The organism is Enterobacter cloacae complex sp. EB5 (assembly GCF_031432835.1).
GTDB lineage: Bacteria > Pseudomonadota > Gammaproteobacteria > Enterobacterales > Enterobacteriaceae > Enterobacter > Enterobacter hormaechei_C.
In genome coordinates this window covers 3,188,737-3,206,932 of sequence record NZ_CP133860.1, presented here as the reverse complement: position 1 = coordinate 3,206,932, position 18,196 = coordinate 3,188,737, and the positions used below count along the sequence as shown (strand labels likewise).

Below are 18,196 nucleotides of genomic sequence, written 5' to 3'. Positions count from 1 at the left end.
AACTATCTCACTGCCTTGCTAATAAACGGCAACCAAAATAATGTAAGTTATTCTGTAAAGTTTTAAGATAAATTATGCAGCCAAACTTTACATTTTCATAAAAAGCTCTTAATCCATTAGATATAAAATTATCCGCTTCGCTAGGAGTTTCAATTCATCAGGACATTTAATTAGAGATAACCAGGTCTCGTAAACATATATCTGTTTGCAAGCATTAAGCTCAGAGATCGAGTCTAAAGGTTCTCTCAGATTTCCTACAAGGTACTGACTGAGCCAGTAAATGATTTCTTTATTAAACTCGTTATTAGGTAAGTCATAAATCACTTCTTGGTCAAAGATCTTGTAAAAAATATCTCCGCATAAATTGCACATATGGTTTTCTTCGCTTACAAATTCTTCGATATTCATAAAATCACTCCTAAGTTCAATTAAGCAACATTATTTCGACTTGTTTCGATAACAGACTGAATCCAGGTATCAATCTCACTTTCAACGAAAGCTACTGCACGACTTCCAATTTTGACAGGAGCAGGAAACTTACCATCGTTGATCAGACGATATATCCAGGCTTTTCCGTAGCCAGTTCGTTCGAGAACTTCTGGTAATCGTATTAGGCGGGTTGCTTGATTTTTCATTTCGTTATCCCTTGTCGTTGCGGTGAAGTCACTATACGAACAGTTGGGAAAAGAAAAGAGCGAAGCTCCTGAAGCGGAGGTTCTTCGTAGCTATGCAGGATGGTTTTCTCGAAGTTGGTGCCGTACAGAAAAGGGGAACTTGAGAGTAGCTGAAATTCCCCCGTTTTATAGCAAGTGTCAAAATGCCCGGTTTAAAGTAAAAATCGCAAAAAAAAGCACCATTCACAATGATGCCTTTAGTTAATTTTAACAATTAAAACAAATAGTTATAAATGTAATTCTAATCAGATAGTTTCATTACATCAGAGACTTTCATTTGCTTCAAATGGCTATTTTTGTTCATGAAGTAATGGAATTGTCGGATAAAGTCAGTTGTGCAGGATTTAAGAGCCAAAGGCCTGTCGGTATCTTTGATTTGGCTAGACTGCCTCATTTCGCTTTCTTCGTCATCGTCTGTATATAGCAGTCTGGATAACCTGTCGTCAGAGACACGGATTTTTTTAACGGCTGCCCACACCAGGATATCCAGCATAGGTATCACACGATAACTGATGAGTTTCTTGATAGTTCCATACCCAAAGCGAACTGATTCTAAAGGATCTGGTTCGATACCTTTGATTTTACGCCACTGCGGTAATGCAGCTTTAAGCGACTCTGCAATCTCTTCGTCTGTGCCACTTGCCAAATCAATCTCGAACATGACTGTTCGTGAAAACTGATCTGGCATAATATCTGAAAGTGATTCTTCCCGAAGATCTCTGTTTATTGAATAATTGTCATCACCATCCCAAACAAAACCTCCGCGTTGCATAGCAATGATGCTCGTTTCAGCAAGGCGATCAAGAGTTGTTAGAAAAAAATGGGGAGGCTGAAAAAGTTTATTGGCAGGAGTCATGTATCCCAGTTGCCCTTCTTCAATTAAAAAAGGATTGCCACTGAAAATTTTTGAGAAGTAACCCATAAGAGTTCTGCTCTCAAACTCTTCCCGATACTCCTTAAAGAACAAGTTACGAGCCCATATCTCATGGTAAAACTGGAGCAATGAGAGGTCTTCAAATTTGCGATATGTATCAATCTTAAACCAACTCTTGATGTCTTTTGTGTGCTCTGGTGACCAGTTGTTCAAAATCCATTCTCCACCTATGCTGGTACTGCCCTACGGATAGAATTCAGTTTCGCTGAAAAACTACCGCATTCACTAATCGGTGAAAAGCAGATCCTGCTTGCGCAGTTCAGCTACTAGCAGGGAGTTGAACTGAAGAATTTGTTTCCTTTTGATACAATTCTCCAATCCGCTAATCGTGATAACCCATACCATTACGATTTATGGTTCCTTTTTAGAACCACACATAAAATTCAAAGTATAAATAACATTAAAAATCAATGGAATGAATGGCTAATTACAGGGACGCCAGCCCACCAAAATTCTCCATCGGTGATTACCAGAGTCATCCGATGAAGTCCTGAAAGCCCGCACGGCGCAAGCCCTGCGGGCTTTTTTGTGTCTGTCGTTGTCCGAGAAAGATCTAACATTGCGTAATGGCCCCTGCCATGGTTGAAATCCCCGTACTGCAAATCATATCCCAAACACCCTTCCCGCAATCAACATAACCAATTGATATTAAATAGTTATCACCTCTTATATTTCCGTTTCCTTTTGTTTTGTCGAACGATCTGTGAACAACACCAAAACATTAACAACAAGGAAACAATAATATAACTACAGAGGTGACCTTATGCTCAATAAAGAACGGCATTATGCAATTTTGACCTGGCTTAACAGGTACGAACGGGCGACAGTGAATCAGCTTGCGAAAGTATTTAACGTCACCAGGGAAACGATTCGCAGCGACCTGAACTTATTAGCGCAGGAAGGCGGCATTGAGCGATGCCACGGTGGGGCAATTATCAAACGCCGTATTTTTCATACCCAATCAGTCAATAATTTAGATAGCAATATCATTCATTTTTTTGACTCCGCGCAGTCAAGAAAAACGATCAAATCCCGACATAAAGGGCGAAAGATGAAAGGTAAAGTCTGTATTCTGGGTTCATTCAACGTTGATATTATTGCTAATGTCGATCGTTTCCCGCAAAGCGGAGAATCTATTTTCTCCGAAAATACCATTATTGGACCCGGCGGCAAAGGCGCCAATCAGGCGCTGGCCGTAAGCAAATGCAATGTTAAAACCCATTTTGTCGGTAAAGTGGGTAACGATCAGTTTAGTCAGATGGCCTTTGAACATCTTTCATCTTCTGCTATCGACAGCTTCACGCTTTATCAGGATAAAAATAATAAAACCGGCACCGCGCTTATTTATGTTTGTCAAAGCGATGGTGAAAATATGATTGCCATCAGCCCTGGGGCCAATCGGTCCATTACTGCCGATGAAGTTGAAGCGATTACTCCTGAAGTGAAAAACGCAGATATTTTTTTAACCCAGCTGGAAAATAATCTCCCCGCTACCTTTCGGGCCATTGAAATTGCCCGCCGTAACGGGATCAAGGTGGTGTTAAACCCGGCGCCCTGGTCATCTGATGTGGTTAGCTGCCTGAAGAACGTGGACTTTCTGACCCCAAACGAGACTGAGGCCTCATTGCTGTCCGGCATTCATATTGTGGATCTTGCCAGCGCAAAGGAAGCCGCCAGAGCCATTAAAGCGAAAGGGGTAGGCCACGTCATCATCACCATGGGAGCGAAAGGTGCGCTTATTTATGACGGTGAGCAATTCATTCATATCCCGGCGCTGAAAGCCGTATGTGTGGATACCACCGGTGCAGGCGATGCCTTCAACGGCGCATTCGCCGCCGCGATGGCGAAAGGGGAATCTATTATTCAGGCAGCAAAATTTGCCTGTGCTTTCGCCTCTCTGGCCGTTGAAAAAGAAGGCGCATCAAATATGCCCGAATATAAAGATGTCCTGACCCGGCTGGCGCAATATAACGATAAAAACATTCTCACCGAGAAAATTTAACGCACACATATTTCTGCAAACACAGATTATATTCACGACAACCATTTCAGTAATGGGAGTATGTCCGATGAAAGCCCTGACAGAATCTAAACCCGGCGGCGCAATACCGCAGGTAAATAACATGCCTCATCAGCAAACACTATCCCGCATGGCACGTTGCCGCCAGACGTTACGCCGGTGGTGGCCGTTTTACGTAATGGCCCTGCCTGGGGTTATCTATTTTTTTATCTGGCACTATTTACCCATTTGGGAAACCAAAATTGCGTTTGAGCAGTACCGTATTATCCCGCCGAATATCTGGGTCGGAATGGAGTATTTTGCCACGCTGATGTCATCCCCTGTTTTCTGGCAGGTGATACAGAACACCGTAATTATCGGCGCAATGAAACTGATTTTTATTTTTCCGGTTCCCATTGTCGTGGCGCTCTTGCTCAATGAAGTGCGCTCATCCGGTTACCGTAAATTTGTCCAGTCGGTGATTTACCTGCCGCACTATCTCTCCTGGGTGGTGATCGCCAGCATCGCGATTGCCACGCTCTCGCCGGTTGATGGCGCAGTTAACGACATCATTAAATCGATGGGCTATGACCCGATCCCCTTTATGACCGACAGCGGCTCTATCCGCTGGGTACTGGTGTTCACTGAAATGTGGCGCAGCGCGGGCTGGGATTCATTACTTTACATCGCGGCGATCCTCGCCATCGATCCACAGCTGTATGAAGCGGCGGAAATGGATGGTGCCGGGCGCTGGCGCAAAATCTGGCACATCACCCTGCCCGCTATCACCCCGACCATCGCCACGCTGTTTATCCTCAACGTCGGGCTGTTCCTGAGCCAGGGCTTTGATCAGGTCTTCAACATGACCAACGACGTGGTGAACGGTCAGATAGACATCATCGACACCTACGTCTACCGCATGGGCCTGCGCACCGGGGAGTTCTCGCTGGCGACCGCCGCAGGGTTATTCAAAGGCGTGATCGGCATGATCCTTATCGTGCTGGCACATAACGTTTCAAAACGCCTGACGGGTAAAGGAGTCTGGTAATGCGCATCTCATCACGAAGCACCCCTTTTGAGCGCATCGAATACGTGCTCATTCTCTCGGTACTGATGCTGCTGGTTGTCGTGACGCTACAACCGATCCTCAACCTGGTGGCGATATCTTTCTCCAGCCCGGCAAACGTGCCCGGCATGAGCGGCCTGGAGATTATTCCGCAGGGCTTTTCGCTGGACGTCTGGAAGCTGCTGCTGACCAACGAAGCCGTGCTGCGCGGGTTTGGCAATGCGATGCTGATTACCGTGGTGGGCACCATCATCAACGTGGTTTTCACCGTGCTGCTGGCCTGGGCGCTGGCGCAAAAACGCCTGCCGGGACGCCGCTGGCTGTTTATGTTTGTCCTGTTCACCATCGTCTTTGAGCCGGGCATCATCCCCGATTTTCTGGTGATGAAAAAGCTGGGGCTGCTGAACAGCTACTGGTCCGTCATCCTGTATCGCGCCGTCTTTGCCTGGTATCTGATTATTCTGGTTCGCCTGTTCGAAGAGATCCCGGAGGAGCTGCTGGAAGCCGCCGAACTCGATGGCGCGAACCCGTTCCAGACGCTGTGGTACGTCATTATGCCGGTCGCCAAATCGTCCATTGCCATGATCACGTTATTTTACATGGTGCTGCACTGGAACGAGTTTTTCCGCGCCATGGTGTACCTCAACGACCCGGACAAATGGCCGTTGCAGGTGGTGCTGCGCCAGTTTGTCGTCGAGGGCGATAAGCTGGCGATGGTAGGCGTCGAAAGCATGTCGAACTACACCAATGCCAGCCAGATCAGCATCAAGGCGCTAAAAGCCGGGATGATCACCTTAACCATCGCCCCGCTGATTGCTATCTACCCGATTATTTTGCGCTTCTTCACCAAAGGGACCATGTCCGGCGCGGTGAAGGGTTAACAGGAGCGATGACGATGAAATTATTCACAGCAATCGCCTGCGGCCTGCTGTTATGCCAGGCCGCCTGGGCCGAGCCGGTCACTATCCGGATTGTGGAAAAAGATCTGCTGACCACCAACCGCGAAGATGTCGCGCATATTCAGCGAATCGAGCAGGCGCTGGCACGTCAGGGACACGATATCCACATTGAAATCGTCAACCTGTCGTCTTCCGGCTACTCCGACGTGCTGAACGTGATGCTACTCTCCGGCACCATCCCTGACCTGATCTACTTCAACGGCAGCGACCAGAAGATGGTCGAACAGGGCATTCTTGAAGACTGGCGTCCGTGGATTGCGCAAACCCGCTATCTGAAAGAGGCGCTGTGGCCGCACAACCGGCTTCGCCTGCAAAACCATCCGACCCTGCTGTATGTCTTTCCGCTGCGCGCGCGCCAGCCGGTGATCCGTGAGGACTGGTTACAGAAGAGCGGGTTCAGCGCATCACCCAAAACGCTGGCGGAGTACGTCACGCTGTTCAATGCAATCCACGCCGGTGACTACAACGGCGACGGTAAGACGGATAGCTGGGGGATCACCTCCGAGAAAGACCTGCGCGATCTCGACGGTTTTATGAACCCGGCGTTTGGCATTCACGCCACCTGGCTCAAGGACGATCAGGGCAAGCTGATCAACGCCCAGATAAGCCCGCAGGAGCGGAGCAAGCTGGAGTTCTACCATTCGCTGTATCAGAAAGGACTGCTCTCCTCCCAGTACATCACCACCAACTGGGAGCTAAAAGAGGATGAGTTTTATACCGGCAAGGTTGGCGTGGTGTCTGTCTCATCGCCGGGCAACGTCGGCGTGTACCAGGAAAAGATGCGCCAGATCCATCCTGACGCCACCCTCACCCTGCTCGACCCACCCGAAGGCCCGGCAGGTAAAGGGCTGGCGGCGACAGATGTTTCCATGGAAACGCGCGGCTTTGCCATGTCCTCGCTCTCGAAACATAAAAAGGAAGTGATGATCCTGCTCGATTTTCTGGCAAGCCCGGAAGGGCAAATGATGGAGCAGATGGGCTTCGAGAACACGCACTACGTTCGGAAGGGCAACACGATAAACGTGACGCCACAAATTAATGCCTGGTATCCGCGGTTTATCCAGGCCGCCAACTGGAAGCCGCCGGTGGAGTGGCGGACGCCCGCGATGCTGCGCTATATCGACAATTCACAACGTTATTTTACGGCGGATAACGCCTTTATCTTCCCGGCGTCATTTGCCGCCGCCATCGACTCAACCAGCAGTATTTACAACCAGTGGGCGTACCAGTTTGTCTCTGGCAAAGCGTCATTTGACAAGTGGGATCAGTATGTCAGCGCCTGGAAAGCCGCAGGTGGAAACGCCATGACCGAATATGCAGAGGAAAAATTAAAATGACCGTTACGCAAACCACTGATTTATCGTTCAATTCCCGCATTCTGGGCATGCTGTATGGCGTGGCGTTCGGCGATGCCTTAGGCGGACCGGTTGAGAAACTCTCCGCCCGGCAAATCGCGGAGAAATATGGCCGCGTCACCTCCATCCACCAGCGCTGGCACCGGATGGACGAGCCGTCCGCACGGCGCAACAACCGCGTACGCGGCAACGGTATCATCACCGACGATACGCTGATGACGCTCTGCCTGATGGAGGTTTACAGCGAGCTGGGCCGTCACGTTGATGCGTGGGATATGGGGGAGTCTTTTGTACGTAAGATTGCCTGGGAACCGCGCTGGGTGCCGGAACTGGATCGTGAAGCGCTGGTTATTGAGCGCCTGTTTTATCCGGAAAAATGGATCTTCCATCGTCTGCAACTGGCCGCCTGCGATCCGCGTCAGGGCGGCGTGGGCAATATGGTGAACTGCGGCGCAGCCATGTATGCCGCCCCCATCGGAGCCATCAATGCCTGCAACCCTGAAGCGGCCTACCAGGAAGCCATTAACTTCACCCAGGGGCATCAGCAGAGCTATGGGCTGGAGGCCGCGGGGGTCTTCGCCGCCTGCGTTGCGGCGGCATTTATTCCTGGCATCACCGTTGAGGCTATCACCAATATCGCATTGAAGCTGGCTAAAGACGGCACCCGTCAGGCTATCGCGGCAACGCTTGACGTCGCACGTCGCTATCGTGGAACCGCATGGGATTACCAACAGGTCGTTGACGCCCTGCACGATGCGCTTTTGCCCTTCTCACCGATGGGTGACGACCTGATGCACGGCCCGGAAAAAGCGGGCGTCCCGACCATGGCCTACCAGCCCTCGCGCCTGATGTCGATTGAGGAACTGCCGATGGCGCTGGCCTTCTGCCTGCTGCGCGAAAGCGAGTTTCGCGGTGCGGTGGAAGACGCCATCAATTCAGGCCGTGATACCGATTCTATCGGGGTGATGAGCGGCGCGATTTTAGGCGCGCTGCACGGGGAAGCCATTGTCGAACCTGAGGTGCTGGCGGGTATTGATAGCGCCAACCGCCTGGATCTGCGCTCGGCCGCGCGGCGCTTCAGCGAATCAGCACAAAGCATTATCCAGCAGGATCTCGCTGCGGTGGCGCTTTACCGCCAGCACGTCATGCCATTATTGCAGCCAGGCCACACCGCCGGGCGAGGAGAGTAACATGAGCCAAATCGTTTTAAATAATCTCGGCAAATCCTACGGCAACGTCAGCATTATTAAAGGGATCTCGCTGAGCATTCACGAAGGCGAATTTATTGTGCTGGTCGGCCCGTCCGGGTGTGGGAAATCCACCCTGCTGCGCATGATTGCGGGTCTGGAAGACATCACCTCCGGTGAACTGCTGATGCACGGCGAGGTGGTCAACACCCTGCCCGCCAAAAAACGCGATATCGCCATGGTGTTCCAGAGCTATGCGCTCTACCCGCACATGAAGGTGCGGGACAACATGAGTTTTGCCCTGAAGCTTGCCAGCGTCTCAAAAGCGGAACGGATGGCGCGCGTGGAAGAGGCAGCAGAAATCCTCGGCCTGACGCATCTGCTCGATCGCCTCCCGCGGGATCTCTCCGGCGGCCAGCGTCAGCGCGTGGCGATGGGACGCGCGCTGGTGCGTGACCCGAAGGCCTTTTTGTTTGATGAACCGCTCTCCAACCTGGACGCCAAACTGCGCCATAAAATGCGCGGCGAAATTCGTAAGATCCACCAGCGGATGGGTCGCACCACCATCTACGTGACGCACGATCAGACGGAAGCGATGACCATGGCGGACAGGATTGTGGTGTTGAATGCCGGACATATTGAGCAGGTCGGCACCCCGGAAGAGCTGTACCGTAACCCGGATAACCTGTTTGTCGCGGGCTTTATCGGCACGCCGGAAATTAACACCCTTAAAGGCGTGATTCAGCACGGCGAGATTGTGCTCAACAACGGCTACCGCTTCCCCTGCCCTCTCCGCTCACATATTGAAGGGATGGAGATCATCTGCGCCACCCGACCGCACTATATCCGGCTCGGCGAGTCAGGGATGCCAGCGGAAATCGTGCTGATAGAGATGACCGGGGAAGGACAGGAGATCCGGGTGCGTATCAACGATCAGGAGCTGATCGTGGTGTCCCATGAAAAGCTGGATATCAACGTGGGTCAGAAGGTCTTCCTCACCGTAGACGCGGAAAAAATGTTCTTGTTTGATGCCCAGACCGGCAAGCGTTTGCGGTCATAACATGCTGGCTCAATCCATCCTGTGAACGCATTAAAGCCCGCATGGTGCAAGCCCTGCGGGTTTTTTATATCTTCATTTACTGTGCAATGCCCCCTCACACGCCAGCGCCAGCGTCATCAGCATCGTCTCATCCTCCTGCACCGATAACATCTCCATCCCCACCGGCAGCCCGATACGGCTTACGCCACAGGGCAACGTAATGGCAGGCAGGCCGCTGATGGCGGCCAGTTCCGGCGCGCAGCCTGGCGGCATCTTCGCCATACTTTCTGGTAATCGTTGTACGGTGGGATACACAAATCCGTCGATGCGCTGCACCTCCGCCACCTGGCAAAGGTTCTGCCGCAACAGGCGCTGAAAGCGACGCCCCGCCAGCCAGAGCGGGGTTTTCAGCGTGTTACTCGCCAGCATCTGACGTAGAAACGGCGCAAACTCTGGCAGGAAAGCGCCGGAGTCCACAATGCTTGTCAGTCCGGAGGGAGCGCCTGGCTGTTTGCTAAGCCAGTCGTCAATCGCCACGCGAAATTCATACAGACTGAGGCAGGTGGCCTGCCTCACCTCTTCAAGGAAAGGGAGTGAAACCTCCACCAGCGTCGCTCCGGCACGGCGCAACATGTGCAGCGCCGACTGCCAGACCTCCAGCTGTACCTCATCCTCTCCCTGTAACGCGGTCACCACGCCAAAGCGAACGCCTTTCAGCGAACGCACAGGAAGCGCAACCGGCGGCAGGCCATGGATCACCGCATGCAGCAAGGCGGCATCCTCAACGCTATGTACCATTGGCCCAACGGTATCTTTGCTGGGTGAGAGCGGCGCCACGCCGTCCAGCTGTGAACGGCGAAAGGCAGGTCGTAGCCCCACCAGCCCGGTATAGCTACAGGGAATGCGGATAGAGCCGCCGGTATCGGTACCCAATGCGCCATCCGCCATTCCAGCCGCCACCGCCGCGGCGCATCCTCCGCTGGAACCTCCGGCGGTGAGTGTCGGGCAAAGTGGATTCGCCACATCGCCCCCCAGCGAGCTTCGCGAGCGCACATCGAACGCGAACTCGGACATATTGGCCCTGGCGAGAATAATCGCCCCCGCTCTGCGCAATCGCTGCACGACCCGTGCATCCGCTGTCGCGTTAAGTGAGGCCAGCGCACGGCAGCCAAGGGTGATCGGCATCGGCGCGCAGGCAATATTATCTTTGACGATCAGCGGCACGCCGTGCAGGGGGCCGATCGGCTCTCCACGCCGTCGCTGCTGCTGATGCTGTTCCGCCTGAGACATGGCGTCAGGGTTAACCCCGAGGATCGCGTTGAGCGCCCGGTGCTGCTGTATGACGTCGAGACGGCGGGCAATTTCCTCCGGACAGTCGTCTGGCGGTATCAGGCGCTTCATAGTCTCAGGCTCCCCGTGCTGAAAACCGGGCAGAAGGCTGCCCGGGATACGTTTTAGTCCCGCATGCCGGTAGTAATGGCATCAATGTCCTGCGGACGCAGACGAATTTCCGCCGCCCGTCGGTGCCCCTGCATCCCCTCGGTACGGCTCTGGCGGATCGCCGGTTCTGCGATTGCCGGGATACCCTGCTCGTCAATCCACTGATGGGTACAGATTTTGACGTATGCCCCTACCCACAGACCGCCGGTATAGCGTGCCGCCGCCATCGTCGGTGACGTATGGTTGGTGCCGCAGCATTTATCGGAGAACACCACGCTGGCGTTCTGACCAATAAACAGCGAGCCATAGTTGCGGATCTTCGCTGCCGTCGCGTGCGGATCGCGGGTATGCACCTGCAAATGCTCCGTCGCCATATGGTCAGCAAACGCAATCAGCTGCGCTTCATCTTCGCAGAGCACAATCTCACCCTGCCGGCGCCACGCCTCGCCCGCCGTGGCGGCCGTTGGCAGGCTGGCAAGCTGACGCTCAACCTCCACCAGGGTTCGCTCAGCGATATCCCGGCTGGTTGTCGCCAGCCCAACGCGGGTATGAATATCGTGCTCTGCCTGCGCCAGCATATCGGCGGCCAGAATGCGCGGGTCGGCGCTGTCGTCGGCGATAGTGAAAATCTCGCTCGGCCCGGCGAGGGCATCAATGCCGACTCGACCAAACACCTGGCGTTTCGCTTCGTTAACGAAGGCATTGCCTGGCCCAACGATTTTGTCCACCGACGGGATGCTCTCCGTTCCCCAGGCCATAGCCGCAATGGCCTGCGCGCCGCCAACTTTGAAAATGCGGTGCGCGCCCGCCAGATGGCAAACTGCAATCATCGCAGGATGGGCGCCCGGGGGCAGACAGGCGATAATCTGTTCACAACCCGCCACCGTCGCAGGAACAATCGACATCACGGGAGCGGAGAGAATCGGATACCGACCGCCCGGCACGTAGCAGCCCACCGTCTGCACCGGGATGATCCGGTGACCGAGATGCACGCCAGGCAGCGTCTCTACCTCCAGCGGCTGCATGGTCGCCAGCTGCGCCTGCGCAAAACGACGCACCTGATTAATGGCAAACTCACTGTCGCGGCGCGTCTGGGCATCCATCCCTTCCAGTGCTTCGGCGATCTCCTGCTCGCTCACCTCAAACTGCGCGGGCACGACCTTATCAAACTGCTGCGAAAAGGCTCTTAGCGCCGTATCGCCTTCGGTTTTCACGCGCTCGATAATGGCGCTGACCTTCTCCGTCAGGGAACGATCGGCCTGCGCATCCTGCCCCTGCGGGCGCTTAATCCAGCTCACCTGATTTAACATTTACGCGTCCTCCATCTGGCCGAGTTTGATCTGCGCCAGCAGCGCCAGATGGTCATAAACCACCCACTCATCAACAATTTTTCCGTTGACGATGTGGTAGTGCGACATACCCATCACAAACAGTCGTTCTCCGGTCGGCTTGCCGAGTTCGCCGTAACCCAGGTGATGCCCTTCGATAATCCAGCGTACGGCCACTTTGACGCCGCCTTCATCGCACGGGTTGGAACAAATATGCTGCGGCAGCCACGCGCCGTCAGGGATCATCCCCACCAGCGACAGCGTCTGATGGGTTACCGCCGCGGTGCCGTACAGCTCTTTCATCAGCGGACCGTGCCACTGTACGTTAGGCGCATACACTTCTTTGATCTTGCCAAACATCCGGCGGTTGTAGATCTCATGCAGCCAGCGCAGGCACTGCTCCTCCGTATCGGTGTGCGCAATGGAAACATCGCACTCCATCTCCGGCGGATATTGCCCCAGCATGCGGCCGTTTTCGCCGATGTCCATCACGCGGAAGCCTTTATCGAACTGCTCCTTTGCCATATTAAATGCGATTTGATCGGTGTTCAGACCAAGCTGTTTCATCAGCGACATGTTGTCGCTGACCACCCATTCCCGATAAATTTTATTCTCGTGGATCATGCAATCCGCCACGGTACGGGTAACGAAGGTGCGGTTGGTCGGCTTACCTAAATGGCTGTGCTGTGTATGCCGCCCGCTTCCCGTCACCAGGTGAGAGGTATAAAAACCGTCAACATCATTTCCGTTCCAGATAACCTGGGTTGCCATTCCGCGCCTTTCCGGGAAGGCAATTAAGCGTTGCAGCGTATCCTGCACCACCTGTTCACGGTTATAGAGTGTCCCCAGCGCGTTATACAGCACGCAGTTATGGGTATAGTGAGAATAAATTAAACCGACATCGCGCTCGTCCCATATTTTATGGGTGCAGCGAACGATATAATCGACAATATCGGTATAGCAGTCATCAAAGCCGCGTAATGATTGCACACGCGGTCTTTTTTCCGGTACCAGATCGACAAAATCACGACGCTCCACCTGTAATACAGGTTCCTCTTTCAGCGATTTCACGCTGCTTTTTTCGGGTACGGCTGGTGCTTTATTTGTTGCTTCGGTGGAAGACATATAAACTCCTGCTCTGTTTTCAGACAATAAGAACCCGCACCCGTAAGTGAGGGTGAATTAAACACGGTTATTTTTTGCAGCCGGAATAAGGGGGCTGCCGCCCCATTAATTAAATATTTGCGACCAAATCGCTAATTCATCGATCCCCAGATATTCACGGAAAATTAAACCATCACGTAATTCAAGCTGGCTGATACCGGTAATTGATATGGGTTTACGGGTCGGCGCACCAAATTTGCCGTAACCGTCATGCCAGGTTAACAACGACCAGCGCAATGAAAGTCGAATCGGCTCGTTAGGATCTTTACGCACAATCAGGTGATGAAGCTGCGTTTCGCTGTCGGCAAATGAAGCGCGATAACCGGAAAGCTGTGCGCCAATTTCCTGTTCGCCGGTGCAGAGGCAGTGCCCCGGCGCGTACAGCGTCGCCGCCGGGTGATAGAGACCGGGCACCACGCCGCTGTTACCGCCCGCCCACATCGTTAAGTAGCGCTCAACGACCCCGGCCAGCGCCCCTTCCACGTCGTCGCCCTCAGGCCCACCCGCCCAGCGGGCGTCCAGCGTCTCAGCAGACACAGATTCCAGCCCAAGCTGCTGGCGCATGGTCGCCAGGTTAAAAGCAAAGTCGCGGACATCCAGCCCCAGTTGCGCCACAATCGCAGCACGATCCTGAAGCAGCCACTCCTGGCGTACGGCACCATCAACACAGATGCGATCGGCCCAGGTGCGGACCCAGACATTTTTCCCGGTCGGCGGGCCAAAAAATCCCTCCCCCTGGTGCTGAATGCGGGCTACGGTACGCTGCGCCGCATAGTACTCGTCCCCCGGGTTCTGGCTGCACAGAATATCCTCCGTCAGCACCGCTCGCTGCGGGAAGCTGTGCATCGCCTCAAGCGTCAGGCGCATAAACTGGGAAAGCTCATGGAGCTGTTTTTCGGGTGTAGTGAAAACCACCGGCGTGGCGTAAAAATCCGCCAGCTGGCCGATATCTTTCTGCTCCCACACCACATGCGTCAGCGTCAAAATGAACTGCTGGATAGAGTCGAATTGAGGGCTGAAGCCCCGCAATCTGGTCATGTGCGCTCCTTAGACTGGAATAGCGTTAAACCATTGGTTTCGATAACGCCGCTGCGTGGGCGACGCGCCGAGTGGCGTATCACCAGCGTACCGGGCACCGTAATCTGTTCAGGCTCTATGGTTCCGCTGTCAATTTGCTTCATTAACAGTTCCACCGTGGCATCCACCATCGCGCCGACCGGCTGCGACGCCGAGGTCAACGCATAAGAGGGCCAGCCGGAAGGGCCGATGTCGTCATAGCCGACAACGGAGACCTCCTCCGGAATGCGCAAACCAAACTCATAGCGCGCCACATCCATTACCGTGACGGCCATATGATCGTTGGCGACAAAGACCGCATCCGGCGCTGGCGACGTCGAAAACAGGCTATAGGCTGCCCGGGTGGTTTGCTGAGCGTCGTAATTCCCGTGCACCACCCGCACATCAGTGATGCCATGTTCTTCCAGCGTGGAAATGAACCCGCGCTGGCGGGCGATATTGACCGGGGAATCGGCCACGCCGCCCACGTAGGCAAAACGCTTGTGCTCCCCCGCCAGCAGAAACTCGGCAATCTGCCGCGCGGCCGCTTCGTTATTACTGTTGACGCTGGAGGCCATGCCACTCTCTTCGCTGCGGTTAAACAGCACTACCGGGATCCCGGCGGCAAGGCACTCCTCGGATAACTCCAGCGACAGCGTCACCGAGGCCAGCACAATGCCATCCACCCGGTACTGCATAATCTGGTCAAAAATACGGTCTACGTTACCTTCCCGGTCGCCAACGAACAGCAGCAGGTGATAGTTCAGCGTATCCAGCTTTTGCGCCAGCGCCTCCAGCACCTGCGAGTAAAAGGGGTTATCAAAGTAAGAAATGACGACACCGATAATGCGCGAACGAGCCGTGTTGAGCGAACGGGCGATCGCATTCGGGCGATAGCCCAGCTCGCGCGCTGCCTTCAGCACTTTTTCACGCGTTGCCGGTGAAATGCTGGCCCCCGGCGTGAATGTTCGCGACACCGCAGATTGCGATACCCCCGCCAGCTGAGCGACCTGTTGGGATGTGACTGCTGCAAAAGTCTTACGTTTCATTACCCCTGATTCCTTATCAACGTCCTGCCCATTTGCGCGTGCTTCAAACGCCTCAGCAAGTGGGTGTTTTTTATACTTACACCACCTTTGCATGCGTATGCAACACAAAAAATTAAAATTCTCACAACAAGATCGAGATCACTTTACAAACATGAAACCTTTTCGTAACTTCAAATCTTGAATACGTATGCAAAGAGTTTTCATACCGTCAATGGTACCGGAGAGAACAGGAGTCGCCCAAAGGATTGAACCGGTAAACGTCGTCCCTGACTGGTTATAACCCATTAATTCTTAAGAGGTTCAAAACCATGTTTCAAGCACTGTTACGCCGTCGGGAAGCCCGGCTCTTTTTCATCATCAGCATCCTGTTCTTTATCTGCATTCATAGCATTGATGCATTCCTGGCCCCCATGATGATCAACCAGGGCATTGAGCCACAGATCATGGGCATCATCATGGGCGCGTCCGGGCTGGCAACCCTTCTGATACGCTTTCCGTTAGGCATTATTTCCGACGTGGTTAAAAGCCGCAGGATCTTCATCCAGATTGGCCTGCTGCTGCCAATTATCGCCTGGCCGATTGCCTGGCTTGAACCCAACGCCATTACGCTGTATCTGGCGAAAGCGGCAGACGGCGTCACGGCGGCGACCTGGGTGCTGTACAACATCCTGTTCATGCGTTACTTCGGTCGCAACGAAGCCCCTGCCGCCGTCGCGCTGCTGGCGCTGGCAGGGCCCATTGGCGTGTTTCTCGGCAACTGTATTGGCGCGGTGCTGATTCACTATTTCGCCAATAACATCGCCTTTTTTGTCTCCTGCATCTCCGCCCTGGTGGCGTTGATCCTGACGACCCGCATTCAGGACGTGCACGACCCGGTTCAGGCTCCCACGCTTAAAGCCTGCATTACCGGTGCGCGCCAGCAGCTGGCCGACCGTTCCGTCTGGCTGATTGGCATCCTGGCGACCGTCGTCATTCTGGTGCCCTTCGCCACCCGCGACACGCTGACGCCGGTCTATGCCGAGCAGCTTGGCGCCCGGGCGGGGATCCTCGCGCTGCTGGGTAACATTCACCTTCTTTTTTACGGGCTGGCCATCGCCCTGTGCAGCTCGGTGTTTTATCAGCGCCTTGGGCTGGTAAAAAACCGCCGTGCTCGGCATCGTTTTACAGGTGATCTCCACTTTCGGCATTCCCTTTACCAGCAATATCTATGTTATTTACCTGTGGCAGGCGCTGGCGGGGTTCTCGTTCGGTATGGCCTTTGCCGCATTCATGTCGCTCAGCGTAGTGAATACCTCGTCTGATGAACAATCCACGCGAATGGGACTATTCCAGACCATTTATTCCTGCGGCATGTTTGTCGGGCCGGTAATGATGGGCGTAATGATGCAACATATTAACCTGTCGTCCGGTTATATATTGATTGCTGCCCTTTCCGTTGTGGCCGCTATTGCCACGCCGCTGTCCGCTCGATGGGTATATGCCCGTAAAACGCAAACCTCAGCCCAATTATTAAAAAACGGTGCGTACGCTGCCGCGCCGGATCAATAACCCTTTCTGAAGTAAACACCCTTTCCCGGCTCGCCGGGAGGACAACTGACATCTGAAAAAGGTAAGGAGAAGCGAGTGTCCTGGAAATTAAAAACCGGTAAATCTACCGAAGAGCGCCAGCAAGCCAACCAGCAAATAAGAGAAACGATTGAACAAATACTTGCGGATATTGAAAAACGCGGAAATAAAGCCATTCGCGAATTATCCATTAAATTCGATCGTTATGACCGTCAGGATTATCGTCTGACGTCCGCGGAGATTGACCACTGCATAAAACAGTTAAGCCGCCAGGATATTCAGGATATTGAATTCGCCCAACAGCAGGTGGCGAATTTTGCCCGCGCGCAGAAAGAATGTCTGCGGGACCTGGAAATTGAAACGTATCCCGGGGTGATCCTCGGGCATAAAAATATTCCGATTAACGCCGTAGGATGTTACGTGCCTGGCGGAAAATATCCCCTGCTCGCCTCCGCGCACATGTCGATCATCACCGCCAGCGTGGCGGGGTGTTCAAGAATCATCAGCTGTGCCCCGCCGTTTAACGGTCAGCCCGCCCCGGCGATTGTCGCGGCGCAAAAAATGGCTGGCGCAACGGAATCTATGCCCTTGGCGGCATTCAGGCGATAGGCGCCATGGCGCTGGGCACGGACTCGCTGGCACCGGTCGACATGCTGGTCGGCCCCGGTAACGCCTTCGTCGCGGAGGCCAAACGCCAGCTGTTCGGTCGGGTAGGTATCGACCTGTTTGCCGGTCCGACGGAAACGCTGGTAATTGCCGATGACACCGTTGACGCGGAAATGTGCGCCACGGATCTGCTGGGCCAGGCCGAACACGGCGTCACCACCCCTGCCATCCTGCTGACGAACTCGCCCCAGCTTGCCAAAGAGACGCTCAGCGAAGTGGAACGGCTGCTGGAAAAGCTCCCTACCGCCGACATTGCCCGCCAGTCGTGGCAGGACTACGGGGAAATCATCGTCTGCGACAGCCACGAAGAGATGCTGCTGGAGGCAGATCGTATCGCTTCCGAACATGTTCAGGTGATGACCGACCGGGACGACTGGTTCCTGGCTAACCTGACCAATTACGGCGCGCTGTTCCTTGGACCACGTACTAACGTGGCCTACGGCGATAAGGTGATCGGCACCAACCACACCCTGCCCACGCAGAAAGCCGCACGTTATACCGGCGGCCTGTGGGTGGGCAAGTTCATGAAAACCTGCACCTTCCAGAAAGTCCTCAGCGACGAAGCCACCGCCGAAATCGGCAGCTATTGTTCCCGTCTGTCGCTGCTGGAAGGGTTCGCCGGACATGCCGAGCAGGCCAATATTCGCGTGCGCCGTTATGGCCAGACGGAAGTTCCCTACGCCACACCGGCCCCGGTCAGGGAAAAGGTGTAAG

At 54.0% G+C, this 18,196-nt stretch carries 16 protein-coding genes and 1 pseudogene; 9 read left to right on the top strand and 8 right to left on the bottom strand.

All coding sequences use genetic code 11. The features are described from left to right. Window positions 1–108 precede the first annotated feature (108 nt). From RHN82_RS15295 to RHN82_RS15285, 3 genes are all read right to left on the bottom strand, one after another. Window positions 109–408 (bottom strand): hypothetical protein, encoded by a 300-nt coding sequence (locus RHN82_RS15295; RefSeq protein ID WP_310398359.1) that lies wholly within the window; start codon window positions 406–408, stop codon window positions 109–111. A 20-nt stretch (window positions 409–428) separates the two neighbouring features. Then, window positions 429–635 (bottom strand): AlpA family transcriptional regulator, encoded by a 207-nt coding sequence (locus RHN82_RS15290; RefSeq protein WP_000795663.1) that lies wholly within the window; start codon window positions 633–635, stop codon window positions 429–431. A gap of 280 nt (window positions 636–915) precedes the next feature. Beyond that, window positions 916–1,761 carry a DUF6387 family protein gene (locus tag RHN82_RS15285; protein WP_001067212.1) on the bottom strand — a complete coding sequence of 282 codons (846 nt, stop codon included), beginning with the start codon at window positions 1,759–1,761 and terminating at the stop codon, window positions 916–918. A 610-nt stretch (window positions 1,762–2,371) separates the two neighbouring features. On the opposite strand from RHN82_RS15285, the gene rbsK reads away from it, so the two are divergent. From rbsK to RHN82_RS15255, 6 genes are all read left to right on the top strand, one after another. Further along, the gene (gene rbsK / locus RHN82_RS15280) at window positions 2,372–3,610 is read left to right on the top strand and encodes a ribokinase (RefSeq protein WP_047729546.1); all 1,239 of its coding nucleotides are present in this window, start codon (window positions 2,372–2,374) and stop codon (window positions 3,608–3,610) included. Window positions 3,611–3,731: 121 nt separating this feature from the next. After that, a complete protein-coding gene (locus tag RHN82_RS15275; RefSeq protein ID WP_224213914.1) occupies window positions 3,732–4,655 on the top strand; it encodes a sugar ABC transporter permease in 924 nt (307 codons plus the stop codon). Further along, entirely contained in the window at window positions 4,655–5,554 is a 900-nt protein-coding gene (locus RHN82_RS15270) for a carbohydrate ABC transporter permease (RefSeq protein ID WP_045339512.1), read from the top strand. Before RHN82_RS15275 ends, RHN82_RS15270 begins: the two co-directional genes overlap by 1 nt. A 14-nt stretch (window positions 5,555–5,568) precedes the next feature. Beyond that, entirely contained in the window at window positions 5,569–6,969 is a 1,401-nt protein-coding gene (locus RHN82_RS15265; RefSeq protein ID WP_048981840.1) for an extracellular solute-binding protein, read from the top strand. After that, the gene (locus RHN82_RS15260) at window positions 6,966–8,177 is read left to right on the top strand and encodes an ADP-ribosylglycohydrolase family protein (RefSeq protein WP_048981842.1); all 1,212 of its coding nucleotides are present in this window, start codon (window positions 6,966–6,968) and stop codon (window positions 8,175–8,177) included. Before RHN82_RS15265 ends, RHN82_RS15260 begins: the two co-directional genes overlap by 4 nt. 1 nt (window position 8,178) lies before the next feature. Continuing rightward, complete coding sequence (locus RHN82_RS15255) at window positions 8,179–9,234, top strand: ABC transporter ATP-binding protein (RefSeq protein WP_015571586.1); 1,056 nt, start codon at window positions 8,179–8,181, stop codon at window positions 9,232–9,234. A gap of 72 nt (window positions 9,235–9,306) precedes the next feature. On the opposite strand, the gene RHN82_RS15250 is transcribed toward RHN82_RS15255, so the two are convergent. The 5 genes from RHN82_RS15250 to RHN82_RS15230 all read right to left on the bottom strand — a co-directional run bounded on the left by RHN82_RS15250 (window position 9,307) and on the right by RHN82_RS15230 (window position 15,250). After that, window positions 9,307–10,614 (bottom strand): amidase, encoded by a 1,308-nt coding sequence (locus RHN82_RS15250; RefSeq protein WP_048981844.1) that lies wholly within the window; start codon window positions 10,612–10,614, stop codon window positions 9,307–9,309. A 53-nt stretch (window positions 10,615–10,667) separates the two neighbouring features. Next, window positions 10,668–11,963: a histidinol dehydrogenase gene (hisD, locus tag RHN82_RS15245; protein WP_059347506.1), complete on the bottom strand. Its 1,296-nt coding sequence runs from the start codon at window positions 11,961–11,963 to the stop codon at window positions 10,668–10,670. Next, window positions 11,964–13,106, bottom strand: a complete 1,143-nt coding sequence (locus RHN82_RS15240; RefSeq protein ID WP_048981847.1) for an ester cyclase — start codon at window positions 13,104–13,106, stop codon at window positions 11,964–11,966. It lies immediately after the preceding gene. Window positions 13,107–13,211: 105 nt separating this feature from the next. After that, window positions 13,212–14,183, bottom strand: coding sequence for a nuclear transport factor 2 family protein (locus RHN82_RS15235; RefSeq protein ID WP_015571630.1), 972 nt, complete (start codon window positions 14,181–14,183; stop codon window positions 13,212–13,214). Further along, window positions 14,180–15,250: a LacI family DNA-binding transcriptional regulator gene (locus RHN82_RS15230; protein ID WP_048981849.1), complete on the bottom strand. Its 1,071-nt coding sequence runs from the start codon at window positions 15,248–15,250 to the stop codon at window positions 14,180–14,182. The genes RHN82_RS15235 and RHN82_RS15230 overlap by 4 nt, the downstream gene beginning before the upstream one ends. A 308-nt stretch (window positions 15,251–15,558) precedes the next feature. On the opposite strand from RHN82_RS15230, the gene RHN82_RS15225 reads away from it, so the two are divergent. The 3 genes and pseudogenes from RHN82_RS15225 (at window position 15,559) to hisD (RHN82_RS24570) (ending at window position 18,195) form a co-directional block, all read left to right on the top strand. Beyond that, window positions 15,559–16,551, top strand: coding sequence for an MFS transporter (locus RHN82_RS15225; RefSeq protein WP_224213915.1), 993 nt, complete (start codon window positions 15,559–15,561; stop codon window positions 16,549–16,551). Beyond that, window positions 16,436–16,798: an MFS transporter gene (locus RHN82_RS15220; RefSeq protein ID WP_224213933.1), complete on the top strand. Its 363-nt coding sequence runs from the start codon at window positions 16,436–16,438 to the stop codon at window positions 16,796–16,798. The genes RHN82_RS15225 and RHN82_RS15220 overlap by 116 nt, the downstream gene beginning before the upstream one ends. A gap of 75 nt (window positions 16,799–16,873) precedes the next feature. Beyond that, window positions 16,874–18,195, top strand: a pseudogene (gene hisD, locus RHN82_RS24570) (histidinol dehydrogenase). Window position 18,196 lies beyond the last annotated feature (1 nt).